This window comes from Lunatibacter salilacus (assembly GCF_009797935.1).
In the GTDB taxonomy this organism is placed as follows: domain Bacteria; phylum Bacteroidota; class Bacteroidia; order Cytophagales; family Cyclobacteriaceae; genus Lunatibacter; species Lunatibacter salilacus.
In genome coordinates this window covers 118,485-145,417 of sequence record NZ_VOLC01000005.1, presented here as the reverse complement: position 1 = coordinate 145,417, position 26,933 = coordinate 118,485, and the positions used below count along the sequence as shown (strand labels likewise).

17 protein-coding genes are annotated in these 26,933 nt (G+C 43.5%); 14 read left to right on the top strand and 3 right to left on the bottom strand.

Going from position 1 to position 26,933, the window contains the following annotated elements; all coding sequences use genetic code 11:
- Window positions 1-44 precede the first annotated feature (44 nt).
- From FQ608_RS08825 to FQ608_RS08805, 5 genes are all read left to right on the top strand, one after another.
- Complete coding sequence (locus tag FQ608_RS08825) at window positions 45-1,619, top strand: SusD/RagB family nutrient-binding outer membrane lipoprotein (protein ID WP_158857570.1); 1,575 nt, start codon at window positions 45-47, stop codon at window positions 1,617-1,619.
- A gap of 37 nt (window positions 1,620-1,656) precedes the next feature.
- On the top strand, window positions 1,657-4,713 hold the full coding sequence (locus FQ608_RS08820) for a PVC-type heme-binding CxxCH protein (protein WP_234364138.1): 3,057 nt from the start codon (window positions 1,657-1,659) through the stop codon (window positions 4,711-4,713).
- A gap of 171 nt (window positions 4,714-4,884) precedes the next feature.
- Complete coding sequence (locus tag FQ608_RS08815; RefSeq protein ID WP_158857568.1) at window positions 4,885-6,267, top strand: neutral/alkaline non-lysosomal ceramidase N-terminal domain-containing protein; 1,383 nt, start codon at window positions 4,885-4,887, stop codon at window positions 6,265-6,267.
- 62 nt (window positions 6,268-6,329) lie between these two features.
- On the top strand, window positions 6,330-7,625 hold the full coding sequence (locus FQ608_RS08810; RefSeq protein WP_158857566.1) for a neutral/alkaline non-lysosomal ceramidase N-terminal domain-containing protein: 1,296 nt from the start codon (window positions 6,330-6,332) through the stop codon (window positions 7,623-7,625).
- A gap of 24 nt (window positions 7,626-7,649) precedes the next feature.
- Window positions 7,650-8,888 (top strand): polysaccharide deacetylase family protein, encoded by a 1,239-nt coding sequence (locus tag FQ608_RS08805; RefSeq protein WP_158857564.1) that lies wholly within the window; start codon window positions 7,650-7,652, stop codon window positions 8,886-8,888.
- Between the two features lie 18 nt (window positions 8,889-8,906).
- On the opposite strand, the gene FQ608_RS08800 is transcribed toward FQ608_RS08805, so the two are convergent.
- From FQ608_RS08800 to FQ608_RS08790, 3 genes are read right to left on the bottom strand one after another with little or no spacing between them, the layout of a single operon-like run.
- Window positions 8,907-9,962 carry a LacI family DNA-binding transcriptional regulator gene (locus FQ608_RS08800; protein WP_158857562.1) on the bottom strand — a complete coding sequence of 352 codons (1,056 nt, stop codon included), beginning with the start codon at window positions 9,960-9,962 and terminating at the stop codon, window positions 8,907-8,909.
- Window positions 9,963-9,976: 14 nt separating this feature from the next.
- Window positions 9,977-11,038, bottom strand: a complete 1,062-nt coding sequence (locus FQ608_RS08795; RefSeq protein WP_158857560.1) for a dihydrodipicolinate synthase family protein — start codon at window positions 11,036-11,038, stop codon at window positions 9,977-9,979.
- A 21-nt stretch (window positions 11,039-11,059) separates the two neighbouring features.
- Window positions 11,060-12,076: an NAD-dependent epimerase/dehydratase family protein gene (locus FQ608_RS08790; RefSeq protein ID WP_158857559.1), complete on the bottom strand. Its 1,017-nt coding sequence runs from the start codon at window positions 12,074-12,076 to the stop codon at window positions 11,060-11,062.
- Window positions 12,077-12,251: 175 nt separating this feature from the next.
- On the opposite strand from FQ608_RS08790, the gene FQ608_RS08785 reads away from it, so the two are divergent.
- The 9 genes from FQ608_RS08785 to FQ608_RS08745 all read left to right on the top strand — a co-directional run bounded on the left by FQ608_RS08785 (window position 12,252) and on the right by FQ608_RS08745 (window position 26,924).
- A complete protein-coding gene (locus FQ608_RS08785; protein WP_158857557.1) occupies window positions 12,252-12,821 on the top strand; it encodes a Crp/Fnr family transcriptional regulator in 570 nt (189 codons plus the stop codon).
- 77 nt (window positions 12,822-12,898) lie between these two features.
- Window positions 12,899-13,582, top strand: coding sequence for a hypothetical protein (locus tag FQ608_RS08780; protein ID WP_158857555.1), 684 nt, complete (start codon window positions 12,899-12,901; stop codon window positions 13,580-13,582).
- A 677-nt stretch (window positions 13,583-14,259) separates the two neighbouring features.
- Window positions 14,260-17,424, top strand: coding sequence for a SusC/RagA family TonB-linked outer membrane protein (locus FQ608_RS08775; protein ID WP_158857553.1), 3,165 nt, complete (start codon window positions 14,260-14,262; stop codon window positions 17,422-17,424).
- A 15-nt stretch (window positions 17,425-17,439) separates the two neighbouring features.
- On the top strand, window positions 17,440-19,140 hold the full coding sequence (locus tag FQ608_RS08770) for a RagB/SusD family nutrient uptake outer membrane protein (protein ID WP_158857551.1): 1,701 nt from the start codon (window positions 17,440-17,442) through the stop codon (window positions 19,138-19,140).
- A gap of 15 nt (window positions 19,141-19,155) precedes the next feature.
- The gene (locus FQ608_RS08765; RefSeq protein ID WP_158857549.1) at window positions 19,156-20,508 is read left to right on the top strand and encodes a Gfo/Idh/MocA family protein; all 1,353 of its coding nucleotides are present in this window, start codon (window positions 19,156-19,158) and stop codon (window positions 20,506-20,508) included.
- Window positions 20,509-20,891: 383 nt separating this feature from the next.
- The gene (locus FQ608_RS08760) at window positions 20,892-22,775 is read left to right on the top strand and encodes a 6-phosphogluconolactonase (RefSeq protein WP_158857548.1); all 1,884 of its coding nucleotides are present in this window, start codon (window positions 20,892-20,894) and stop codon (window positions 22,773-22,775) included.
- 201 nt (window positions 22,776-22,976) lie between these two features.
- Window positions 22,977-24,260 carry a dienelactone hydrolase family protein gene (locus FQ608_RS08755; protein ID WP_158857546.1) on the top strand — a complete coding sequence of 428 codons (1,284 nt, stop codon included), beginning with the start codon at window positions 22,977-22,979 and terminating at the stop codon, window positions 24,258-24,260.
- Between the two features lie 69 nt (window positions 24,261-24,329).
- Entirely contained in the window at window positions 24,330-25,571 is a 1,242-nt protein-coding gene (locus tag FQ608_RS08750; RefSeq protein WP_158857544.1) for an Nramp family divalent metal transporter, read from the top strand.
- 120 nt (window positions 25,572-25,691) lie between these two features.
- Window positions 25,692-26,924, top strand: coding sequence for an amidohydrolase family protein (locus tag FQ608_RS08745; protein ID WP_234364137.1), 1,233 nt, complete (start codon window positions 25,692-25,694; stop codon window positions 26,922-26,924).
- The last annotated feature ends 9 nt before the right edge of the window (window positions 26,925-26,933 follow it).

The following is a 26,933-nucleotide window of genomic DNA, read 5'->3' as shown; positions in this document are numbered from 1 at the left end:
ACGCATTCCTGTGTCGTCTTACTAATCATTTAACTCTTGAAATCATGAAAAAAATTAATCTAAAATATAAATCAGTTTCCTTCCTCCTATTCTTTGGTTTATTTTTGACATCCTGCATGGACTACTTGCAGGAGATAAATGTCGACCAAAAGCTAATTACCGACGAATTGCTGCGACATGATGCCAATGAAGGTGGGGTTTCCCTCCCCGGTATGCAACTCGGTGTTGTTGATGTGCTTACCACTTGGCGGTTTGAAATGCAGCAAAATCTCAATGCGGATAATTATGGCGGGTACATGAGTTTACCTTCTCCCTTTTTCGACAATCGAAATACAGGAACCTATGTCATGGTGGATAGCTGGAACAGCCAGATATGGGCAGTCCCTTCCCAGAAAGTACTCGACCAATGGGTAATGATGAAAAAGAAGAATTTTGACACCTTATATCCCGACCTGTACTCTCTGGGGATTATTTTTAAAACCTTTGCGGGGCATCGTCTGGCTGATGTGTTTGGACCAATTCCCTACTCCAGGTATGGAGAATCCAGTGATGTTGCTTTTGATTCAGTGGAGGATTCCTATGATATCTTTTTCAAAGAATTAAAAGAAGCGGTGGATATATTAAAAGCAGCCGAGGAGGAGAATCCAACAGCTGATCAGATAAGATATGCGAAATTTGATAGATCCAGATATGGGGGAGATTACGCGATTTGGGTTCGGGTGGCTAACACCTTAAGACTAAGACTAGCTATAAGAATTTCAAAAGTTGATCCGGTAAGGGCAAAAATGGAGGCGGAGGCTGCCGTTTCAGACGGGGTACTTATGTCGGGCGATGGATCTTTTGAAATGTCGACCGGAACCATTCATCCACTGGAAACAATAACTGCGGCTTGGCAAGAAACTAGAATCAATGCTATGGTCGAAACGCTGCTTGGCGGTTTTAATGATCCTCGTATAAATGAATTTGCCGTGCCAGCATCGGATGCTGCATTAGGTGGACAAATTAAAGGTGTAAGATCGGGAGCGATATTTGGAAGCCAACCTTACATCGGCTATTCCCAAGTGAATTTTTTCAATAACCCGTATGTAAAACTGATGGATGTGGCAGAAAGTTATTTCCTTCGGGCGGAAGGAGCCCTTCGTGGTTGGAATATGGGAGGCTCTGCCAAGGATTTTTATGAAGAGGGAATACGAGTGTCTTTTAACGCTTATGGTGTAGGAGGAGTGGATGCCTATTTGGACAATAATACTGGGACACAGTTGCCCTATGTTGATGTTTATAATCCCGTCAACAATATTGATCCTACAACCGATATTACCGTAAAATGGGAGGAAAGCGACACATTTGAACGAAAACTTGAGCGAATCATTACCCAGAAATGGATAGCTATCTATCCGGATGGTCAAGAGGCCTGGTCCGAGTTTAGAAGGACCGGATATCCCAAACTATATCCAATTGCCGTCAACTACAGCGAATTTTCCGGAGGAACCTTTATCAAGCGAATTACTTATCCCACATCTATTACTAATAGTAGTCAAAGCGCAGTAAATCAAGCTATTAGCGAATACTTAGGTGGTGAAGACAGTATATATACCCCATTGTGGTGGGATGTAGATTAATTCTAAAAAATGTGTAATTTGATGGCTGAAAATAAAAATGATTGTTTCACAGATTTACCAACGACTTCAATTGTACAGGATAATAGCAAAAAGTACCAATCTAGTTATCGCAGCCTTATTACTCGTTGCGATGGGTTGTCAAAACCAGTCACCCACGCAGGAAAGAACACTTGAAAACGCACTTTCCACCTTTGAACTAGAAGAAGGTTTTCAAATAGAACTGATAGCGGGAGAACCCCTTATTGCAGATCCGGTCGATATGGTAATTGATGAACACGGAAGGCTATATGTTGTAGAAATGCACGGTTATCCACTCGATGTTAGCGGATCGGGTAAAATTAAGCTGCTTTCTGATACCAACAATGATGGAATTATGGATAAGAGTGTTCTCTTTGCGGACAGCCTGATCATGCCGACTGGGATTATGCGTTGGAAAAACGGTGTGATCGTAACCGATCCCCCCCATGTGTATTACCTCGAAGACATTGATGGTGACGGTCGGGCAGACAAGAAGGAAATTCTTCTGACAGGCTTCGCACTTTCCAACCCACAGCACAATGTGAACAGCCCAAAGTTGGGATTGGACAATTGGATATACATCGGTCATGAACCTGCGGTGACTACAACGATTTATGAGGATATGTTTGGGGACAGGGGAAGTGAAGTCCACTTCCCCCAGAACCCAAATGGCGTACGCTTGCCCCAAAACGCTGGTGGAAGAAGCATCCGGTTCAAACCCGCTACCTTTGAATTGGAACTGTTGGGAAGCAGAACCCAGTTTGGGCATACCGAGGACCGATGGGGGCACCGTTTCTTGGTCAACAACAGCAACCATGTGATTCAGGACGTAATCTCTGCGACCTATTTGGATAGAAACCCCTATTTGGTGGTAACAGAGGTAACTCAATCCGTTTCAGATCATGGAAGTGCGGCTGAGGTGTTTCCTATAACAGTTGATCCACAACATCAACTGTTGACGGATCTGGGGGTAATGACATCAGCCTGTGGTCTAACAGCCTATTTGGGTGCGGGCTTTCCTTCCACGTTCGACAACGCACTATTTGTAGCAGAACCGGTAAGCAATATTGTCCATGTGGACTTTCTAAGTGATAAGGGTACTGGGTTTGTGGCATCCCGGCAACATGCCGAAAAGGAATTCCTGGCATCTACCGATTCATGGTTTAGGCCAGTTAACATGTATGTGGGTCCCGATGGAGCTTTATACATTCTAGATTACTACCGACAAATCATCGAGCATCCGGAATGGATGGCTGAGGATGTGGTTAATTCGGGAGCCCTATACAATGGAACGGATCAGGGGAGGATTTATAGAGTCACACCTACCGGTTCTAAAACCCTCGAATGGTCCGACAAGCTTGATCTAGGAGATTCCTCCGATGAGGCACTTGTAGGGTTTCTGGCGCATGAAAACAGTTGGTGGCGAAGGAATGCCCAGCGCCTTATTGTGGACAGAAAATCCCAAACACTTAAAGAACCGTTAGTTCGGATGGCTCAAAACATGGAGTCCCCGATGGGGAGATTACACGCGCTATGGACTCTACAGGGCATGGATATGTTGGAAGATGATCTTATCCTTAAGGCATTGAAAGACCCTGAAGCGGGAATTCGAGAGAATGCGGTTAAGTTGGCTGAGTTACATCTTCATACCTCCCCCGGTTTAGCTGAGGCTTTATTAGAATCGTCCAAAGATACAAATGCCAAAGTCCGCTTTCAATTGCTGTGTACCCTGGGGTTTTTGGACGACGAACGAGCCGCCCGAGTAAGGAAGGATCTCTTATTTCAGGATATAGAGGACCACTGGGTACAGGTTGCTGCATTGTCTGCTCCGTTTGAGCAGAGCCGGAATTTACTGGATGGTGTATTGGCAAATTTTAATCAGGAAATACCTGCCTATGGCCAATTAGTCCAGAAGCTGGGCGCAATGATTGGGGCTAGCCAACAGTCAGATGCTATTACGTCCTTAGTCAAAAGCGCTACAAAAGCAGGTTCTGAAAAGGATTTTCATTGGCAGGTTCCCCTGCTTAGGGGTCTTGCTTTGGGGCTTAGGTCCAAGAAAGTCACCGTGAAAGACGCCGTCACTGAGAATTTATTGGTAGAAAGCTGCTTCAATCATTCATCAATAGCGGTAAGACAGGGATCCTTGCAAATATTGCAAGTGACTGGCTTAAGTGATAACGCTAGAAATAAGGAGGCATTGAAAAAAGCCAAAGGCCTGGCGGAAACTACTTCCCTATCCCCAGAACAAAGAAGTCTGGGAGTGGATTTTATGGCCTTGAAAGAAACAGAGCCACATAAAGACCTGCTTGTTGCCTTAATTGACTCCAAGGAACCCATGCCTGTACAATTATCAGCGTTTAAGGCCATAGGTAAAATGGATGATGAGACAGTTTCTCAAATTGTGTTGAAAAAATGGTCTAATTTCACTCCCGGGGTTCGGGATGAAGCAATTAGCGCACTGATGCAAAACCCGGAACGCACAAAGGTTCTATTAGATGCCATTAATGACGGACTAATCCAACCTTCGAATATCGGATGGAGAAGAAGTGTAAGCCTGATGGCCAATAAAGAAGAAAGTCTACGGGTATATGCGCGTCAGTTGTTGACACGAAAGGAAGGTGAAAGTGAAGCGATGATCAGTGACTATCAGGCCGCTCTTGAGCTAAAGGGCTCTATGGAGGACGGTAAAATTGTCTTTCAAGCCAATTGTGCCATCTGCCACAAAATGGGCGAAGATTTGGGCCTTGCTTTTGGCCCCGATCTATCTTCACTGAAAAATAGGAGACCCGCCAATATTCTGACTGACATCATAGATCCAAACCGCTCTATTGCCGACGGATACGATCTTTGGGTAGTAGAATTGCATAACGGAGATGTGCAACAGGGCCTTATTGGTTCTGAAACTCCTGCTGCGATTACCCTTATAAATTCCGGGGGAATCGAGCAGAGCATTTCAAGAACAGATATCAAATCACTGAAAGTATTGGATATGTCTGCCATGCCTTCTGGACTTGAACAAAACATTTCCCACCAGGAAATGGCAGACTTGCTTGCTTATATTCGTAAAGTAGAGTGAAAATATCGTTTCGTGTTCTTTACCAACCAATTCGATTTCTTCTTTGGTTGAGATTGTGTCATCAGAGAACTATCTGTGTTCTTAATCCATCGTAATTGATGAAAGACCTCCACCGAAGTCATTTCTCAGTTATGCCATCTTCAATTTTGTTTAACTTGATTTAAACACACCATGAAAAAATATAAGCATTTACTTTATGTTTCCCTCATTCTTTTCAACCTATCTGTAGGCAGGGAAGCCTTTAGCCAAAAACAAAAATTATTAAACGTAGGAGTCGCCCGGATTGATATCACTCCTGAAACCCCCGTGCGGTTGACAGGCTATTCAAACCGGGATGACCCGTTTACTTCCATTCATCACCGTCTTTGGGCAAAGGCCCTAGCCTTCGGGAACGAAAGCAAGAATTACTCGATTCTGATTACGGTGGATTTGCTGGGAATCCCCCACAAAATAACGGAAAAAGTAAGGGATGAGCTTGCAAAGGAAATTGGACTTAGCCCCGCAAACTTATCCATTTGTGCCTCGCATACACATAGTGGCCCTCAGATAGGAAATATTGTTTCACACTTTCACAAGCCCCTTAGTCCCGATGAACTGGCAGACATTACCCTGTTTGCTATGGGGTTAGTACCAAAGTTGAAGGAGGTCGCCTTGGAGGCAATTAAGGTCGCTAGTCCTTCTATGGTTTCCTGGGGGCAGGGAGAGGTAGGTTTTGCCATAAACAGGCGAACTTCTATCAATCCAAATGGGGTGACAGACCATTCCCTGCCGCTCATGAGGGTTAGAAATGAAGATGGCAAGGATAAGGCGGTATTGGTGAGTTATGCTTGCCATGCAGTAACACTTGGGCCAAAAAACAACACCGTTCACGGGGACTGGGTGGGAGAAGCTCAGTTGCAAATCGAGGCTAATTTGGAACCTGGAGCTATTGCCATGGTGGCAATTGGGTGTGGTGCGGATCAAAACTCGAACCCGAGAATGAATACTGAAAATCCTGAAATGGATCTTGAATATGCGCGAAACCAAGGAAAAAGTATTGCGGATGAAGTGAACCGCATTCTTTCCGGTGAAACTTTCACCCCATTAAACCACCTACCCAAGGCCAAATTAAAATATGTGGAGTTGACCTTTGCTGAAGTACCCGATCCAAAGAAACTTGCAGAAGATGCAAAGGGCTCAGGTAGGACGAGTAATTATTCCCAATTGCTGCTCAGCAGGATGGCGAGAAGCGAGGATATTCCGGAAAAAATTTCCTATCCTATCCAGGTTTGGGACTTCGGAAAGGAACTGGTAATGGTATTTTTGGCGGGAGAAGTTGTTGTCGATTATTCCCTTCGACTTAAGCGGGAGATCGGGGCGGATCGGCTGTGGGTAAATTCCTACGCTAACGATATGCCTTGCTATATACCTTCTTTGAGGGTGTTGAAAGAAGGAGGGTATGAAGCCGAGACGGCGATGATTGGATATGAAAAGCCTTCGAAATTTACAGATGATGTTGAGGAGATAATAATGGAGGGAATCTACAGTCTCCTTCCGCCTAAATTTAAACCCTAACCTAACCGGAATAATGCCTAAATTGGATTCTTGAAATCTTAGCAGCCGGTAAAATTACAAGCATGAACTATTTTATTCGTCTTATCGTATTAATAGTCCTTTTTCAGGGACAACTCTTTGCCCAGCAATTTCAAGCTTCGGTAGTGAAAAGAAACATCACCCCGAACGAATCTAAATATCTCTTGGGTTACGGGGAGCGAAAATCCTCCGGAGTGTTGGACAGCCTCTATCATAAAGTCGTAATTTTAGAGGCCGGAGAGACCAGATTCTTTTTGGTTTCCACGGATGTATGCGTGATCTCGCCTTCGGAATATGACCGAGTAGCACAGATGGTGGAATCAAAGTTAGGTATAGATCCGGGAAACTTCTGGTGGACGGCTACGCATACTCATTCAGCTCCTGAGATTGGGCCTCCGGGTCTTCCCGAAGCCTTTATGGGTGAGCGATATAAACATGATACAGATACAGCTTATGCCAATTTCGCAGTCAATGAACTGATTTCCGCAATCGAAGAGGGAATTGCATCCCTGGTACCTGCCAAACTTGGGGTTGGATGGGGACATTCAATGGCAAATATCAACAGAAGAGCCAGAGATATTGACGATGTAGCTTTTCTCGGGATGAATCCTGACGGCCCGGTGGACCGCCGGATTGGCATTTTGAAAATTATGAGAAAATCGGATGAAGGTCTTATGACGCTCATCGCAAACTATCCCATTCACGGCACTGTCATGGGAGGAGGGAATTTGCAGATAAGTGGTGATGCTCCGGGCATAGTTGCCAATTACGTCGAAGAAAAGTTGGGGGCTCCGTTGCTGTTCATCAATGGTGCCGCAGGCAATCTGGCACCCATTTACAGTGTGTATCCGGATGCCAGGTCTGGCAGATTAAATCAATTCAGAAGGATGCTTGGGGACAAAATACTGACTGCCCAAGAAAAAATCCGCTACTATGAAGAGGAAGTGACCTTGAAAGTTGGGGAGTTGATCTTTGAAACACCACTGAAGGAAGGGTTGGTTTGGCCAACGGATTTAGCAAAATACATCCGCCATCTGGGAAATGGTCCATCATTGGTTCAGGTTCCAGTTAGATTCCTGAATATCAATGAGGAAATAGGTATTTGGGGAAGCCCCTTGGAGCTGTTCTGTGAAATAGCAAACGAAGTAAGAGATGCCTCACCTTTTCCCTACACATTTTTCTATGGATATACCAATGGATGGCTCGGGTATATGGTGACGGATGAAGAACTGAATTATGGCGGATATGAACCGAGTGTCTCACCCTTCAGGCAAAATGCGGGGAAGGATTTTCGGGATGCGGTGAATGCGTATCTTCATGGTGAATTAAAAAGTAAATAAGCATAAACGTATAAATATTCCAAAATGAAAAATAAACGATTGATCAGTTTTCTGGTAGTTTTTGCTATTACAGGAAGTATAGTGTTTGCACAAAACCCCGCATTTCCATGGCCCGAGGGCAAAAAGATGGCCATTAGTTTAAGTTTTGATGATGCCAGGTTGAGCAATCCGGAGTTGGGGATACCGCTGTTAAATGAATATGGGGTAAAAGCCACTTTCTTTGTGGTACCCTCAAATATGCAGCGAAACCTGGAAGGTTGGAAGAAAGCAGTGGCAAGCGGCCATGAAATGGCCAATCATTCCATACAGCACCCCTGTAGTGGAAACTTTGTTTGGTCCAGAAATAGGGCGTTGGAAGACTACACTATCGGCAGAATGCGTAATGAACTTTCCCAAGCGAATGAGGAGATCCAATCCCTCCTTGGCGTGAGCCCGCAGGTCTACGCCTATCCGTGTGGACTTACTTTTATCGGAAAAGGGGAGTATACACAAAGTTTCGTTCCGTTGATTTCTGACATGTTTCTAGCAGGCCGCGGATGGCTGGATGAAGCACCTGTTGATCCCTACTATGCAGATATGGCACAGCTTACGGGAATGAAAATGGACAACATGGAATTTGAGGAAATATTACCGATTATTAAGTCAGCTTCCGAAAACGGACAATGGCTGGTATTGGCTGGTCACGAAACCAACGAATCCGGGAATCAAACCACCTACCTGAGGATGTTGAGGGAACTGTGTGCATATGCCAATGATCCAAAAAACGGCATTTGGATAGCTCCCATCGGTACCGTGGCAACTTACGTGAAGGAGAAACGGGAATTGATGGCAGGGAATGTCAATATCCCGGGAATCGTCAGACCTGATAAGGACGGCACTTTGAATCTAACATCGGAAACGGGCAAAGGAATCGGACCGGATATCAAATATATGCCCGAATGGAATGCGTTTGGTTGGTTTACCGGCAAGGACAGAGTGGAATGGGATCTTGCCTTGGAAAAAGGAGGGGATTATGAAGTCTGGATGGAATGGTCTGTATCTGACGAGGAGTCGGGAAGGGATTTTGTCTTGATTTCCGGCGATCAGGAAATTACCGGAAAGGTAGCAAAATCCGGATCTTGGGAAACTTTCAAAAAAGTTAAAATTGGTGAACTAACCTTGAAGGAAGATTATAATCATGTACTATTTAAGGCAGTAGAGGATTTTGATAAAGGTGCGCTGATGGATATTAAGTCTTTCACCTTGGTTCCGCTAAGAAATTAAGAGCTACCTGACCGAAATTTATCGATAGAAATCCATGTTTTCTTGTGTTACAATATCTATCGGCATGTAATATTCCATATCCACAGGCAAGTTGAGGGCTAGGTGGTGATAAAGGCTCATTATTCCTTTGTATCCCTGTTCCTCGGGTTTGTGGCAGATCAGAAAATTGATGGTACCCGTTTTCAGGTACCGTTGATTTTCTGATATAAAGTCATAACCAATCAATTGGATATGAGGTAAGTTTTGCCGTTCTAAGTAAGCAGCGACTGCAAAAACCCTAGAATTCATGACAAAAATTGCCCCGATTTCGGGATGTTGCAGAAAAGTTTTTTTCAACTGAACTTCGATTGATGGTTGGTCAATTTCGTTAATGTCCAACTTGATGCATTTTTGTAAACTGGACATGTTTTCAAAATACTGTTTAAACCCCTTTTCTATTTGAAGATAATTATAACTTTTGCTTTGTTTGGAGATATTTACCAGAAGTACTTTCGAACTGTATGAAATGCATAATTGACAAAGTTTGGCTCCTAGAAATCCGCTTTGAAAGAGAGGTGGACCTATGTAAGACAGGGTTTTTTGATCCTCAATATTACTGTCAATAAATACTACGGGAATATTTTGGTGTTGGCAATGCCTTAAAAAATCGACAGATTCATCCAGGAAGGAAGGTGACATAAGAATGCCGTCAAAATCCGAAGACTTTAGAAGCTGAACGGCTTTTGTAAACGTACTTTTTTCAGGCAAATCAAAAAAGAAAATCTCTACCGAGATGCCATATTGTTTTATTTCAGCTTCTGCCCGTTGAATGCCTCTCAGGGGAGCATCCCAAAAGTCTGAATATACTGAGCTTTTTGGTATTAAGACTCCCAACTTGAACACTTTTCCGGAGGCCAGCCTACTAGCCAAAACATTGGGCTGGTAGTTCAGCTCTTTGATGATGGCTTCTATCTTTAATTTGGTCTTTACAGACACACCGGGCCTGTTGTGGATAACCCGGTCTACGGTCGCTATGGACACGTTTGCCCTCCGGGCTATCTCTTTTACGCCGGATAGATTACGCTTTTCAGTCATTATTCAACAAATGATTATTTCAAAAATGCAGCTAAATTTTCTTTAACAAACTCGTCGTCATTTAAGTCTGGATAATAGGCATAAACACGGTCTATTTCTTCCATCTGTCCGGGAGAAAGTTCCTCATTAGGATTTAGGCACCATCGGCCTTCAAGAAGCCCCTGTCTTCGCAGGATTTCATGAATGCCTGGAATACAGCCGTGAAACTGGTGGTGGGGGTCAAAAATTGCCGCATTGACATCTGTGACCTGTATTCCCAAAGTTAATAGTTCAGACCAATTTGCTTGGTTCGTTTTCTTTACCCCCTTGACAGTTTCCAACATGGCAACTGCTTTTTTTGTCCAAACCGCCCAATGGCCCAACAATCCCCCCACGATTTCCTTTTCCCTGATTTCGCCTTCGATGGGCATGCGGTACGTTGTCAGCAAATCTGCCACAATATTGTCATCGTTGCCTGTATACAAAGCAATTTCTTTATATCTGGATGAAGAGAGGACCGCACGGACTACATCCAGGGATTGGTATCGGTTAAATGGCGCCATTTTAATGGCATGCACATTGGGTATTTCGGCAAAATCTTTCCAAAAATCAAAGCTTAGCAATCTACCACCTGCCGAGGGCTGAAGGTAGAAGCCGAACAACGGAATAATCTCCGCCACCTGTTCAGCTCGCTGAATCAGTTTCTTCTCCGACCAGTCGCCCAGACCTCCCGCACTCAAAAGTGCCAAGTCATATCCTATTTCGACAGCCAGTTCCGCTTCTTTTAGTGCCTGATCGGTTGGTCCCACCACACCTGCTATTTTTGCAAAGGGCCTAGAAATGTTGGCTTGGTTGATTTCTTCCATGGCCATTCGGAGAACCGGTTCAAATAATCCCACCTCTTTGTCACGTATTTCAAACTGGGTGGAGTGTACCCCTACGGCAATGCCTCCTGTTTGGCAGGCTAGGTAATATCGGGTAAGGCCCCGCTGCCTTTTTTCGTCCAGTTTTCGTTCGGCTGTCAATGCAAGGGGGTGGGCTGGTATGGCGACTCCGTCATGGAGTAGGTTTATAATGTTTTGATCAAGTATTTTCATGAATAAATTCGTTCAGAAAGATTAATAATTCCCGGATCGTTCCTGGAAATGGGTAGGTTTATTGTGTGTTTTGCCTTGATTGATCACCCAGGAGTGGGTCGTTTCAATCATTTCGTTGAGCGTCACCTTGGGATAGCCAAAAAGGCGATGGCTTAAAGAGGCATTGTTCAGCAGTGCATTTTGAGCCTCTGTATTTTCAAATTGAGGGGTGACTTCAAATAGCTGTCCAAATGCCTCGGCTACTTTTCGGACAGAAATGGTCTCAGGGCCGGTGACATTCAAAATTTTGGCAGGCATTTCACAATGGAGCAGGGACCTAATGGCGATTTCATTGGCATCACCCTGCCAGATCACGTTCATATATCCATTCGTGAGATCTATTGGCTTCTCTTCATAGACCATCTTAGCTATTTCCATAAGATTCCCATATTGCAAGTCGATGGCATAATTTAACCTGTATATCAAGAGAGGTATCTGGTGTTTGTCGCTGATGTATTGAAAAATCCGTTCCCTTCCCAAGCAGGACATGGCATATTCACCGACAGGTCCAGCGGGAGTGGACTCGGTAGCTCCTCCTGAACCTACTTCCATATATGGGTAGATGTTGCCGGAAGAAAAGACTACTATTCGGGAACTGCGGAATTTTTCGCCTACTCTTCCTGGAAGGTAGCTATTCATTGCCCAAGTGAAATGTTCATTGCCCTTGGTGCCAAATTTTTTCCCAGCCATATAGAGTACGTTTTTCGCATGGGGTAGGGAATGAAGGTCGCTCTCGTCCAATAAATCGGCACTGACAGTTTCCACGCCTGCGTTTTCTAAATCCTCTTTCATGCCTTCTTCCGAAAACCGGGACACACCGATAACCCTCTTTTTTATACCTGCCATTTTTATGGCATTTACGGCAAGCTTGGCCAAGCTAGGACCCATTTTCCCCCCAACCCCCAATATAATGATGTCTCCATCCAAAAGGGAAATATCCCTAATCAGATCGGAAGATGGGGTACACATTTTTTTTTCTAACTCTTCAAGTGTTTTCATTCTGAGATTATTTGCAGCCATTTCAAGGCTCATACTTACTGAAATACAAAATTAATACATGTTTATCTAAAACAATGGCATGGTATCGGGGTCAAAACTTGGGGAAGTTAGGGCTAAATCACCTATTGGTCCAAAAGAATTGCGCTTTTTCCAAATGATTGCCTAAATTAGTTCTATGCACCCTAAACTCAAACTTTATTTTGAGGAGAGATCCCAGATCAGTGAAGAAAGGCTAAATACCTTAGCTCCATATTTTAAGGAAAGAACCTATAGGAAGAATGAATACCTATTGCGTGAAGGAGAAGTCTGCAAACACAATTACTTTGTGGTTTCCGGGTGTATGAGGCTATTTTCTGTCAATAAGGAAGGCGTGGAGAATACACGGTATTTTGCCTTTGAGGGCAAATTCGGGACTTGTTTTACAAGCTTAATCAGTAGACAGCCTGCATTTGAATCCATTCAGTGTGTAGAGGAATCTACGATATTATCTATTCACAGGGATGATTTTTATCAATTGGTGGAAACTGAACCTGCGGTGAACGCTATTTATAGAAAAATCTTGGAATCTGCTTATATCACTACTCAAAAGAGGATTTACGATTTCCAGGGATCAGACAGCCTGCAAAGGGTAAAATGGCTGATGGCCCATCAACCAACAATATTAAGCAGACTTTCAAACAAGATAATTGCGAGCTATTTGGGAATCACTCCCTACACCCTTAGCCGAATCAAAGCTAAACTTTAACTCGGATCATTGACATAGGGCAACGTTTAATTTCCGTTTTTACCTGAGCTTTGCATAAACTAATTAATGCAAAGCCCATGATATTTCTGACAAAGCTAATCTTCAGATTAAAAACAATAATTCTTTTCGGGACCTTGTTTCTTGGAATCTTTTATTTCGGACATGCACAAGAGTTTGTTCCTAAAGTACCTACGCCAGTAGAGTTTATGGCCGGAAATAACAGGCTCTTTTTCCAAATGGTGGTAAAGAAAAAATTTACTCCGCAAAGCAAGTTTGGATTTTTAAGTGTAGCCACCTTTTCCTCCAGTTATAACAACCAAAAGGAAGATTTGGACCAGGTAATGCCCGTGTTGGTTAATTACAACTTCTATAAGGGTTTCGGTTTGGTAGCAGGGACTACCGTCAATAACGTGGTGGGTTTTTCCCCTGTAGTTGGGGCGCAGCATTCGGTTGCCAACAGGGAATGGGTAGCAGTGACCATCGCCACTTTTTTCTTGAGTTCTAGTAAAAATGCGGAGCTATTCGGCATCTATGAGTATAAACCTAAGGTCAGTCCTAAAACGAACCTATATACTAGGTTCCAATTTATGTATGTACATGGCATTCAGCAGAATCATCATGCCAGGAGCTTCCTCCAGCTTCGATCTGGTTTGAAGTTAAATGATTTGAGCTTTGGCTTAGGTGCCAATTTGGATCAATATGGTCCAGAAAAGACGTTTAAGCCCAATTACGGATTATTTGTCGGGTGGGTTTTTCAGTAGGTCTATTACTGACTAAAAAGATAACCGTTAGGCCGCAAGGCGGTAGGATTGACGGATGTTGCTTCTTTTGCAACCGTATTTGGCGAGCTACTGTGGGCCTAACTTCTAAACGGGGCATGTAGCTCGTCTCGCTCTAATCCACCACATTATTTTACCTTGTTTCTACCAGATTCCATAGATTTGTCGATAGACATTCATTTACCACTATGAAATACTTCCAGGAACCGCTCAAAGTGAATCCTACCGGCATTGGTATCCAGTAGATAGAATGACATCCACTTTACACTTTTAATTAATATTGATGAAATTGATAAATATTTGATGAATAACTTTTTTATCTTAAATAATATTTTAAAATTTCGGGTACGTTACCGTAGATGGTAAACAAGCTAAGAAGCAAGAAATAAACTGGAAATATCTGAGGTGGTTTAAATTTCGGTAACGTACCCATTTTAGTTGTTGACATATTGGTTATTTTGATTTAAAAACAGACAATTGATAGTACAATAAGGATTTATCAAGATTAAATTAAATCTTTCCGATTAATAAAGATTAAATTTTAAAATATTAAATTAGTTAAAAAAAGTTCAGTAAGCGATAAAATGAAAATGTATTCATTTACGGTAAGGTAAACAATCAGGGTGTCTTATATTTTAACTTCATGCAAAAATGTATCAATGATGAAAAACAATTACAAATTTAAAAAACTGGAAAGAGGGCAAAGGCCCACCTCCAATCGGTCTGAAAATCGAAATCAATATGGATCCGGAATCCTTAAGTTGTGGGTCAGCATTTTGGCGCTGATGTTCGGATTAGCTCCCTCAGTTTTACAGGCTGAGGAGAATTCGGGATCCATTATGCCGAAAAAGGGGATGGCTGATATTACTATAAGTGGTAAGGTAGTAGATTCCAGTGGCGAACCAATTCCTGGTGCAACAATTTCAATTCCAGGGACCTCCATAGGAGCAGTTACGGATATGGATGGGGATTACTCAATTACTGTTCCGGAAGGATCAACCTTGGTATTTTCCTTTATCGGTTTTGAATCTACGTCCGTAGAAGTTGGGAACCAAACCGTTATCAACATAACACTTTCCGAAGGGGTTTCGTCCTTGGACGAAGTAGTGGTAGTCGGTTATGGAACTGTGAAGAGAAGTGACCTCACAGGTTCGGTGGTCAGTGTATCTATGGACGACGTTCCACCGGCTGCCAATATGAACCTAATGCAGGCGTTAAGGGGCTTCTCTCCGGGCCTCAATGTACAGGGAGGGGCTAGAGCAGGTGGAGAACCCAGTTTTTCAATTAGGGGCCAAAATACGTTATCCGCCAGTCAACGTCCGCTTATCGTTTTGGACGGGATAATATTCAACGGTGCAATTTCTGATATAAATGTGGCGGATGTAGAGCAAATAGATGTGTTGAAGGATGCATCGGCAGCCGCAATTTACGGATCTAGGGCTGCTAATGGGGTAATTATTGTAACTACTAAAAAGGGAACAAGCAAAGAACCTACGATTAATATCAATTCCTATTACGGTGTGCAAGATTACACTAATCAACCGGTGAGGATGATGAATGCGGATCAGTATGTAACTAAACTAATAGATTACACTTACATGCAATCCCTTTACGGTTGGTACGGTCAGAATCCAACTAGTGCGACAGATAATGGAGGCAGACCCATGTACCCTGAGAGAACTGACAATCTGGTTTTGGGCGTACTTCAATCTGAAGATGAGCGTGCTAATTATCTGGCTGGAAATGAACTAAACTGGGTAAATGAGATTACAAGAACTGCACCCGTATCTAATACCGATCTGAGTATTGGAGGTTCTGGAGACCGGTTTAGCTACTATGTATCGGGTTCCTTCACTGATCAGAAAGGGGTACAGGTGAATGACCAATTTAAAAGAACCACCCTCAACTCCAAAATCGAAGGGAAATTGGTCGATTGGATCACTGTGGGGTTAAACACCTTATATTCTTTTCGGGATCATTCAGGAATTCCGGCAAGCATGCTATACGCTAGAAATGCCAGTCCTTTGGCTAGTAAATACGATGAGAATGGCGTTTATCCGGCATTGTTTAACGATGAGTTTTTGATGAGACATCCGCTAAGTGGGGAATTGTCTCAAAATGAAGAATTACGTAAAAATCTATTTGCCACGGCCTATACCCGCATTGATGTTCCCATGATCGAGGGCCTAACGTATGAATTTAATTATTCTAACAATCAAAACACTGTCTCAAACAACACATTCCACCCTAGTACCGTTTATGATGGGCTGATTCGAAACGGTCAGGCAATTATTAATAATTCCAATACCACTGATTGGGTCATTAACAATATCGTCAACTATTCAACTGAATTTGCAGAACGCCATAGATTGAGCGGGACGTTTGTGTACACGACAGAGAGGTCATTTGGGAATAGCAATGGAATAAATGCTGTGCGGTTTTCCAATGAAATACTTGGATACAACAATGTGGGATTTGCAGAGCAACCTACCATAAGTTCCGGCGCATGGGAGGAAGGAGCTGTTGGATATATGGGACGGTTCAGTTATGTGTATGACAACAAGTACTTACTTACGGGGACATTCAGGAGAGATGGATTCTCCGGATTTGGCGAGAATAACAAATTTGCCAATTTCCCCTCCGTTTCTGCTGCCTGGACATTATCTGAGGAAGATTTTATGGACGGGACCAATGGATGGCTGGATTTTATGAAATTCAGGGTATCGTATGGCGAAAATGGAAATCAAGGTATTGGGAGATACTCTAGTTTAACCCGCATGGGCGTATTGGATTATGTTTTTGGAGCGTCCTCCGCCATTGGAATTGGACCTACAACTCTCGGTAATTCGCTTTTGGGATGGGAAACTACCAGATCCACTAACTTTGGAATAGATTATATTTTATTTAAGGACAGGATTTCAGGTGAAATCGATTTTTATGTTGCAAATACCGACAATGTCTTGGTAACTAGGTCCCTACCGGGGGCCACAGGGTTCAATAACGTATGGACGAATATTGGAGGCATTGAAAATCGGGGCGTTGAACTGGAATTACGGACGGTAAATGTCATCAGTCCTGTTCGATGGGAAAGCAGGTTTGTGTTTGCGTTAAACCGGGATCAAATCGTTGATTTATATGGAGATGGGAAAGACGATATTGGAAACCAATGGTTTATAGGACATCCCATCAGCGCCATTTTCGACTATAAACGGGCTGGGGGAGTTTGGACAGAAGAGCAGTTTTTTAATGGAGAAACACACCGTAACTTTTATCCCGGCCAATTCAGACTTGAGGATATCAATGGTGACAACCAAATAAATCCGGCAGAGGACAGGCAAATCGTGGGGTATGCAACTCCCAATTATCGTTTTAGTATTGGGAATAATTTATACTATCAAAATTTTACCTTGTCTTTTACGCTTAATTCAATACAGGGAGGAAATGGATATTATATTCAGAATAACAGGGAGCTCTTAGAAGCTACTTCTGATTTCGACTATGCCAACCGGATCAATATGCCGGCGATCCGGGAGAATTGGACTCCGTTTAACGGTGTAAGTGATGCTCCTGCTGTCTATAATTATCCTACCGTTACATCTGGAAATTATCAGGACCGTAGTTTCGTCCGGTTACAGGACGTTTCCTTATCCTATCGTTTCAATCAACGTGTGTTGGATAACTTGAAAGTGAAAAATCTGCAAGCGTACCTCTCCGGACAAAATCTATACACGTGGACCAATTTTCAGGGCTTCGATCCCGAAATTGGAGGGGTGACAGATTTGATGATGAGAAACCTGATTTTAGGTGTAAAACTTAGTTTTTAATAAAAAGAATCAATCATGAGAACTATAATTATAAATATAAACCAGGTTATCTACAGACGATTGAGCCTAGTTTTTGCAGTGTTCCTTTTGTCAAGTTGTATGGATGACGAATTGATGCGGGAAAGACCGCTTGATTTTCTAACACTTACTAATGCCTATTCTACACCAGAAGGGGTAAATCAAGGGTTGATAGGCCTGTATTCGGATGTGAGATTAAGATGGTATAGAAATGGCGGCGATCAGAGCTTCGGATTGTTTGGATTGGGTACAGATATCGGGTATGATGGCGAGACACCAGGTGGTCAAAGGTTTTTGACTAACTATGAAACAAGTGTACATCCTGAGTACCCCGTGATCCGCAATTGGTGGCTATATCTGTACAAACACATTCAAATGGCTAATATATTAATTGAGGTCATAGAGAATTCGCAAGAAATTACATGGAATAGTGACCAGCAAAAAAATCAATACTTGGCTGAGGCAAAATTTTTCAGGGCCTGGTCATATCGAATTGCAGTGACATTATGGGGAGACATTCCGCTGAATAGAGAGCCGATAAGAGAAGCCAAAGTGGATTTTGTCAGAACTCCCGCGACAGAGGTGTATCAACTTATTGAGGAGGATTTAATATTTGCCGGGGAAAACCTCCCCGCCCCTGGCGCGGAGCAGGCACCGGGCCGTCTCACTCAGGGTGCTGCTCTTCATCTGTTGACAGAGGCGTATCTTGCCCAGTCCAAATTTGAATTGGCAGTTGAATCCTCCTCTCAGGTAATAGATGACTATGATTATGCGCTTATGACAGAGCGTTTCGGGGCTCAAACAGACGTATTTGGATCGGGAGACGTATACTACGATTTGTTTAGGTATGGGAACCAAAATTCAGCTACAAATACGGAGACGATATGGGCGATACAATTTGAACCTCAAATGCCTATAGGAGGAAGTAATAATTATTGGTCAGGTATTTATGGACCACGCACCTTTAGTTTTGGAACCACGCCAGATGGATTACCTTCCTTTCACACTGGGTTTCAAGATACACTAGGCAGGCAAGTCGCCAGATCCAGAGGGACAGATTTGGTCTTTTTCGAGGTATGGCAGGGCGATTGGGAAAACGATATCAGAAACGCAGAACATAACATAAAGCGAAACTTCTTTTTTGATAATCCCCAATCATCATTTCACAATCAACGAATAGACCTCTCCCTCTATCCCGCAGGTAGCAGAAATTTATTGAAAGACACCACCAATTACATTTATCCGTTTTTCATGAAGACCTGGGAGCCGGTAATTCAGGCCACGCTTGACAATCCAGCCCAAGGTGGTGGAGGTGCCGTTCATACGGATTTTTATGCTATGAGACTTGCTGAGACCTATCTTCTCCGTGCGGAAGCCTATCTAGGGGTTGGCAATACCCCGGCAGCGGCGGAGGATATCAATGAGGTGCGTAGAAGAGCCAACGCTACACCGGTAAGTCCGGGCGATGTTGATTTGGATTATATTTTGGATGAGCGTATACGGGAACTCTATGCTGAGGAAATGAGAATGATTACGCTGCTCCGTACCAACAAATTGATAGAAAGAACCCGACGATACAATGACAACCCAATGTTGCCGGGAGCAAATATCCAGGAGCATAATCGCCTCTGGCCGATTCCTCAGAGTCAAATTGACTTAAATTTGGGAGCAGATTTTCAACAAAACCCGGGGTACTAACCAGAACATAAGCATATGAACGAGACGAACGATTCACGAAGAACATTTATAAAAAAGGCGGTAGCCAGTACGACCGTTTTTTCCCTAGCAGGTATGTTGCCGTCTTTTTCGGCAAAAAGCTACGGTAAAATAGTTGGTGCCAATGACCGTATCAAGGTTTCGGTAATGGGAGTTAACAGCAGGGGTAATGCCCTTGCTGGCAATTTTGCCAAACAGGACAATTGTGAGGTAATCCATATCTGTGACGTGGATAAGCGGGCGGCAGAGAAATGCATCGGATCCGTAGGTAAAATTCAGGATTTTTCACCCAAAGCTGTTCCTGATTTTAGAAAGAGTCTAGAGGATAAGGACGTAGATGTTTTGGTGGTAGCAGCTCCAGATCATTGGCATGCGCCGGCAGCCATCATGGCTTGTCAGGCGGGAAAGGATGTTTATCTCGAAAAACCTGCGAGTCATAATCCGAATGAAGGAGAACTCCTGATAGAAGCGGCTTCTAAATATAGACGGGTTCTTCAGATGGGAAATCAAAGAAGGTCATGGCCAAATGTGATAGCTGGAATTGCCGAGTTGAAAAGTGGGGCAATTGGCCGGCCTTATTACGCAAAGACATGGTATACCAATAACCGAGGACCAATAGGTGTCGGGAAAAAAACGGCCGTTCCGGATTGGTTGGATTTTGAATTGTGGCAGGGACCTGCTCCACGGGAAGAGTTCCGGGATAATTTAGTACATTATAACTGGCACTGGTTCTGGAACTGGGGTACTGGTGAGGCATTGAACAACGGAACCCATATGGTGGACATAGCTAGGTGGGGGCTTGGAGTAGAATACCCCACTAGAGTGACTTCTGCAGGGGGAAGGTACCGTTATGATGATGATTGGGAGACTCCGGATACCCAAACAATCAGTTTGGAATTTGATAATAACTCCAAGATCACCTGGGAAGGCAGAAGCTGTAATGGACACCTTATTGAAGGGGCCAGCGTCGGCGTGATGTTCTATGGAGAGACTGGAGCACTCAAAATTGACGGAGGGAATGCCTATTCCATTTATGACCTTAAAAACAACCTAGTAAAAGAGGTGAAGAATGATACTGTAATAGATGCCAGAGATTTGGCTAATCCTGCCCAAAATCTAGACAGTTTGCATATTCAAAACCTTTTTTCAAGTATCCGGCAGGGTACTCCCTTAAATTCCGATATTGTCAGCGGACATATGAGTACCTTGCTTTGTCAGCTGGGAAATATCGCCCAGCGAACAGGAGAGACCCTGCATGTCGACCCCCAAAACGGTCATATTCTAAATAACAAACCAGCTCAACGACTTTGGAAAAGAGCTTATCAGAAAGGCTGGGAACCAAAAGTCTAATATTTTCTTTCTTAATTCGGCAGGATACCATAAAAAGTTCCTGCCGAAATTTTTGATTCCATTACGGCCGGTGCATTATAAATATTTAGTCAGTATTTTGGAAATTAAGAGGAAGGAGAATTCTTTGATCCAAATCTATGATTCTCTGCTATTTCAGAAGGTCTCCTATTTTCTTGTTAGTATTAGTTCCATTGCATCTGGCATTTTGGTTTTCATTTTGAAAAGAATAATGGCATATTTAATCTGATACCGGTAGTTTCCCTGCCTTTGTTGGTTTTTAGCGTTTTTATTTATCGTCATTGGTTTCTTTGGGGTAAAGCCAATGATGAAAATGTTGACAGACTGCTTTAAGCTATTGAAAAAGAATAATAAATTGCATCCACATGAAATTACACCGTTACGAAAACCGATCCGAGATGGGAACAGCAGCCGGAAGGGCTGTAGAAGCAAAACTGCTAGAGCTATTACGTACCAAGGAGGGGCTTCGGGTTATTTTTGCAGCCGCCCCTTCCCAATCGGATACACTAGCCTACCTGCGAAAAAGTAACCAAATCCCTTGGAGGCGAATTACCGCTTTCCATATGGATGAATATATTGGCCTTTCCGATTCGTCCCCAGCTCTTTTTTCCAATTTCCTTAGACATCACCTGTTTGATCACGTTTCCTTTAAAGCGGTTCACTATATTAATGGACTGGCGGAAATAGATGCCGAGATAGCAAGGTATTCGGCGTTGTTACAAGAAAACCCTATCGATTTAGTTTGTCTGGGAATAGGTGAAAATGGACACATTGCTTTTAATGACCCACCTGTTGCCGATTTCCTTGATATCTCTGCTGTCAAAAAAGTGGAACTGGACCTGATATGCAGACAGCAGCAGGTAAATGACGGGTGTTTTGAAAATTTTGAAGAAGTGCCCAAACAGGCCATAACCCTGACCATTCCCACGATTATAAATGCATCCCATTTAATTTGTGTGGTCCCCGGTCAGACAAAAAAAGCTGCCGTTCACGACACGCTGTTTGGCCCGATTTCCACCGCCTGCCCTGCTTCTTTTTTAAGGACATTAAATAATTGTGATTTATTTGTGGACCATGAGTCCTCACCCGAAATCCAGGTTTTAAAAGATCGTGCATCAAAGGATATTGTTATAAATGAGGTTATTTGTGTGGATGAAATATACGGGGTTGATTTTATCCTTCCAGCTGATTTCCCCACTAAAACCTATCTAGCACCTGGCTTAGTAGATCTTCAAATCAACGGGATCAACGGGATAGACTTTAATTCAATGGAGCTTACCAAAGAAGATGTCTTGGCGGCAACCCAATATTTGTTAAGTAAGGGAGTCACTCTTTTTTGCCCTACTTTGATTACAGGCACTAAGGACACAATGTTTCATTTATTGGGGGTAATTCGGGATGCCTGCGAAGTGTATCCGCTGGTAAATGACTGTGTATTGGGGGTCCATTTAGAAGGCCCATTTATATCTCCCGAGGACGGGGCAAGAGGGGCGCATCCCAAGGACTGTATCCAAAATCCCTCACTCGGATTTTTGGAAGAAGCTATTGCCATTTCCGATAATCGAATTGCACTGATAACATTGGCACCCGAGCGGGAAAATTCACTGGAATTTATTGCAGCCTGTGTTGATAAAGGTATAAAAGTAGCCATTGGACACAGTATGGCCAAGCTGGAGGATATCAAGGCATCAGTAGAAGCTGGTTTATCTATGGTAACCCACTTGGGTAATGCTGTTCCACTTATGCTTAAAAGACATCCGAACATTCTTTGGGACCTGCTGGCGGAAGAGAACCTGTCCGCAAGCCTAATCGCCGACGGATGTCACGTACCCGATGAGTTTCTAAAGGTCGCTTTCAAAATAAAGGGCGACAAGAGTTTCTTGGTGAGTGATGCGACAGCATTTGCTGGCATGCCTCCCGGTGAATATGATGCGCATATTGGCGGGAAAGTGGTGCTGGAGGCGAACGGAAAACTGTCCATGAAAGGTTCCAACGGAATGCTTGCAGGGGCGGCTAAGGATTTACTTCAAAACGTTGAATACCTCCTTGATAGTAATCTTTTATCCCTTTCAGATGCATGGGTAAAAGGATCTGTTATTCCAGCTAGGTATATTTATGGAGATAATTTCCGCATAAAGGACCGGGTCATCTTCGAAAAATCCGCTACCGGTATAACCATTCGGCAGGTCATAAAAAGCAATAAAACCGTCTATGCAGCGGATATAGTAGTGAATGCGTCACTACATTGACCTCTTAGGGGGTGGATGGCTTATTTCAACTATCGCTGATTTTCCGGGTATATGCCGGAATGTCCGATCAGTTTATTCTTCACTGATCGGATTCATTTTTGATAACGCTCTCGTAAATAAATTACACGATCGACAGTAAACTTTTTTCAAATAAAACTATCTTCAATAAAAATTATTTGATCAACCGCAAACAGGCGTTTCATGAGGAATAATAGAAGGTTTTTTTTGAAAATTTCAAGTTTGTTGGGAATGGGCTTCTTTTTCAAGCCGGGAATTAAATCATATGCCAAAGAAATATTTTCCGACAAAGCGGCGAATTTTGTAGCTGATGGATTGGTAAATGAGGATAAACCGATAATCGGTACCTATGGCAATTGGGCCTCGGGATTGCTGGAGAAGTCGCTGCCCAGCCATTCTTTTAGAAGAAAGGAATGGAAAAACCTTGCCAAATGGAAAAGTCAGGCTACCGAACGATTGAAGGACCGAATAGCTGCTCCCGATCTTGGGGAGGTGCCAACGTTTACCATAGATAAACAATATAATTATGACGGATTACATATAGAGGAAATCAGCTGGCAGTTGCCTACCGGAGGTCGGTCCGAAGGTATATTGTTAAAGCCCCAAGGTGCTACGGGAAAGTTACCGGGCATTTTGGCATTTCATGATCATGGAGGCTGGAAATATTTTGGCAAACGAAAGATTACCAAAACTGGATCGGAACAGCATCCCATGATGGTGGACCATCAGAAGTTTTATTATGGCGGTCTGGCATGGGCCAATGAAGTGGCCAAAAGAGGGTACGTGGTATTTGTTCCTGATGCCTTCCCCTTTGCCAGTCGCAGGGTTCGATTGATGGACGTTCCCGAGCGTCTTAGGCAGGGATTGACAGATGAACAGCCTGATCTGCCTGAAAATGCGCGAGCATATAACAATTGGGCAAAAGGACAGGCAGATACCATGGCAAAATCACTCTTCAGCGCGGGAACTACCTGGCCGGGAGTGTTTTTTGCTGAGGATCAAAAAGCCCTCGATATCCTTTGTAGTAGGGAAGATGTGGATGCGGACAGGATCGGCTGTGGCGGGTTATCAGGAGGAGGCATGCGTACAGTTTTTATGGGAGGACTTGACCCTAGGATCAAATGTGCGATTTGTGTGGGGTTTATGACTAGTTGGAAAGACATGGTTTTGCATAAATCCTTCACCCATACCTGGATGGCTTTCGTGCCGGTGCTGCCCAAAGAACTCGATTTCCCCGAAATCCTGGGGTTAAGAGTTCCCTTACCTACGATGGTCATCAATTCCAATGAGGATGGTCTATATACTCTGGATGAAATGAAGGAAGCAGACCGGATTTTGGGGGAGGTATATGAAAAAGCCGGAGCCAAGGACAAGTATAAATGTAGTTTTTTCCCGGGAGGGCATCAATTTGACAAAAAGATGCAAATAGCAGCTTTTGACTGGTTTGATCAGTGGTTAAAGACCTGATGTATTAGGGAAAGGAATTCAAAAAATTGACATATTACTCTGTAAGTTATCTCGCAATAAACCCCAACTATGAAAGAAAATACAATTTTAAAAAAGTTTGTACTCGCCGTAAGCTTAATTGGTCCTGGCCTTTTTTTAATTGGCTATAATATCGGCACAGGCAGCATCACTACCATGGCCAAAGTAGGAGCCGAATATGGTATGACGTTGACTTGGGCCTTGGCCTTGTCCTGTATTTTTACCTATGTGCTGATGGTGGCCTATGGCAAAACTACCTTGGTAACCGGGAATACGGCCTTATTCAATATCAAGCATAAAATAAAAAACGGAGCTGTACTGGCAATTTACATCATTGTGGCTCTGATCATAGGCGAAATCATGGCTTTGATGGGCATATTTGGAATTATTGCCGATCTAATACAGGAAGGGTCTAGACTCCTGCTGGGAGGGGAAGGGTTCAGTACCCTATGGATTACAGCCGTATTGGTCACGGTGCTTTATACCTTGTTTTGGTTTGGTAGTTATAAGGTGTTCGAAAAAGTGTTAGTGTTTTTTGTGGCCTTAATGGTAGGTTCCTTTGTGGTTGTTTTTTTTCTGGTCAACCCAAGTATTTCTACTATCGTGGGAGGACTAGCTCCTTCCATACCCAATGAGCCGGGCGTACTACAGCTTATCGCTGCCATTGCTGGTACTACGTGTTCTGCAGCTGTATTTATCATCAGAAGTACGGTGGTGGTAGAAAAAGGATGGAAGATTCAAGATCTTAAAAATGAAAAAAAGGATGCCATGGTTTCTGCTTCGCTGATGTTTGTATTAAGCGTCATTATTATGGCTGTATCCGCCGGGACGCTTCATGTGATGGGGATGAAGTTGGACAATACTGTTGAGATGATCAGTTTGTTTGAACCATTAGGTGGGAGAGTTGCTGCCTTTATTCTGATTTTGGGAATTGTCGGTGCGGGTATATCTACGGTCTTCCCAATAATCCTAATAGCTCCCTGGCTGATTAGTGATTACACTGGGCAACCAAGAGATATCCGATCCCCCATGTACCGGATATTGGGTTTTATAGGTATTATGTTTGGTTTTGGCATGCAGTTTATGGAAACCCGTCCCCCGTTGTTAATGGTTTTTTCGCAGGCCTTTCAGGCATTTATTCTTCCTGCCGTAGCCATCCCTGTATTTCTATTGATCAACAACAAGATACTGATGAAATCCCACGTGGCGGGATTGAAGGAAAATATTGGCCTTGGGGCTGTGATTCTGTTCAGCTTATTGACGGCTTATTTTGCCGTTGCGGAGTTTTTCTAAAAAAACCGCTCATCAGACATAAGGTAAAAAAAGCGTAATTAGTACCTTATTTCAATGATAATTGCTTATATAGTAATGTAAAAGTGGATTGAAAAGAAATTTTATTAACCCTATTTATATATGGAGATGAAAAAAAATCGCAGAGGTTTTTTGAAAGAGGCTGGATTGTTGGGGCTGGGGGCCGCTGGAATGGGGTCTCTTCCAGGATGTACTACTGAGGAAACAGGGACAGAATCGGCCGCAGTCGAAAAAGCATGGACTTCCGATCCGGAATGGCTGAAAGTGAAGTACGGGGAATGGAGTGGGCCCGGCGTTCCGGTGGGACCTGGACCCATGGATCATGTGCTCGTGAAGGATTACGCTCCCCGGTCCTCTGTCATTGCCCCTCAAACGTTTATTCCAAAAGCCAAATTTCCCGTTATTGATGTTCACCTGCATCATTACCCCGCCCAAGAAAAGGGGAAACGACCAAAGGAAGCCCTGGAGGAATGGGTAAAAACCATGGATGAGGTAGGAATCGAAAAGTCGGTAATCCTCACAGTGGCCACCGGATCTCAGTTCGATATGATGGTTGATTTCTATCTCAACTCGTATCCTGACAGGTTCCAACTTTTCTGTGGCGTTGAAAGGAACGATATAGACAAGCCGGATTTTCCGGAAAGGGCTGTAAAGGAATTGGAACGTTGCTATAGTTTAGGAGCCCGAGGGGTGGGCGAAGTAACCGATAAAGGATATGGCATTACGGGCGATCCCCGACTGGCCCCGAATGAACGTATGCATTTTGACGATGTCCGTTTAGATCCTTTTTGGAGCAAATGTGCGGAGTTAAATATTCCCGTTAATCTCCATTTGGCTGATCATCCTTCCTCCTGGCAGCCGCCGGATGTATTTCAGGAAAGAACCCCGATTTTTCAGCAGTTTAACCAGTATGGAAGTGATGGGGTTCCTTATGATGAGTTGCTAAATTACCTACCTAAACTGTTGACAAAACAACCTGAAACTACCTTTATCGCCTGTCACCTGGCAAACCTTGGGAATGATTTGCAAAGACTGGGAGAGACGCTGGACACCCACCCCAATTTATATCTCGACATTTCAGCGCGGGATTATGAAGTGGGAAGACAACCCCGAGCCGCGGCCAAATTCCTTTCGCAATACAGCGGCCGCGTACTGTTTGGGACCGATATGGGAATGGACAAAGGCATGTACCAGGGATGGTGGCGGCTACTGGAAAGTGCCGACGAACATATGCCCGGTAGATCCTGGTGGAGGTACTATGGGCTAGAGCTTCCCGACGACGTTTTGCTAAAGTTGTATAGGGAAAATGCATTAAAGGTTTTGAATTGGACTTAGTCCAACGTT

Coding starts and splice junctions, on each gene's coding strand:
- FQ608_RS08815 (WP_158857568.1), top strand. CDS start 4,885: ATGAAAAAATATAAGCATTTACTTTATGTTTCCCTCATTCTTTTCAAC.
- FQ608_RS08765 (WP_158857549.1), top strand. CDS start 19,156: ATGAACGAGACGAACGATTCACGAAGAACATTTATAAAAAAGGCGGTA.
- FQ608_RS08820 (WP_234364138.1), top strand. CDS start 1,657: ATGATTGTTTCACAGATTTACCAACGACTTCAATTGTACAGGATAATA.
- FQ608_RS08825 (WP_158857570.1), top strand. CDS start 45: ATGAAAAAAATTAATCTAAAATATAAATCAGTTTCCTTCCTCCTATTC.
- FQ608_RS08795 (WP_158857560.1), bottom strand. CDS start 11,038: ATGAAAATACTTGATCAAAACATTATAAACCTACTCCATGACGGAGTC.
- FQ608_RS08785 (WP_158857557.1), top strand. CDS start 12,252: ATGCACCCTAAACTCAAACTTTATTTTGAGGAGAGATCCCAGATCAGT.
- FQ608_RS08750 (WP_158857544.1), top strand. CDS start 24,330: ATGAAAGAAAATACAATTTTAAAAAAGTTTGTACTCGCCGTAAGCTTA.
- FQ608_RS08790 (WP_158857559.1), bottom strand. CDS start 12,076: ATGAAAACACTTGAAGAGTTAGAAAAAAAAATGTGTACCCCATCTTCC.
- FQ608_RS08775 (WP_158857553.1), top strand. CDS start 14,260: ATGATGAAAAACAATTACAAATTTAAAAAACTGGAAAGAGGGCAAAGG.
- FQ608_RS08805 (WP_158857564.1), top strand. CDS start 7,650: ATGAAAAATAAACGATTGATCAGTTTTCTGGTAGTTTTTGCTATTACA.
- FQ608_RS08780 (WP_158857555.1), top strand. CDS start 12,899: ATGATATTTCTGACAAAGCTAATCTTCAGATTAAAAACAATAATTCTT.
- FQ608_RS08755 (WP_158857546.1), top strand. CDS start 22,977: ATGAGGAATAATAGAAGGTTTTTTTTGAAAATTTCAAGTTTGTTGGGA.
- FQ608_RS08810 (WP_158857566.1), top strand. CDS start 6,330: ATGAACTATTTTATTCGTCTTATCGTATTAATAGTCCTTTTTCAGGGA.
- FQ608_RS08760 (WP_158857548.1), top strand. CDS start 20,892: ATGAAATTACACCGTTACGAAAACCGATCCGAGATGGGAACAGCAGCC.
- FQ608_RS08800 (WP_158857562.1), bottom strand. CDS start 9,962: ATGACTGAAAAGCGTAATCTATCCGGCGTAAAAGAGATAGCCCGGAGG.
- FQ608_RS08745 (WP_234364137.1), top strand. CDS start 25,692: ATGGAGATGAAAAAAAATCGCAGAGGTTTTTTGAAAGAGGCTGGATTG.
- FQ608_RS08770 (WP_158857551.1), top strand. CDS start 17,440: ATGAGAACTATAATTATAAATATAAACCAGGTTATCTACAGACGATTG.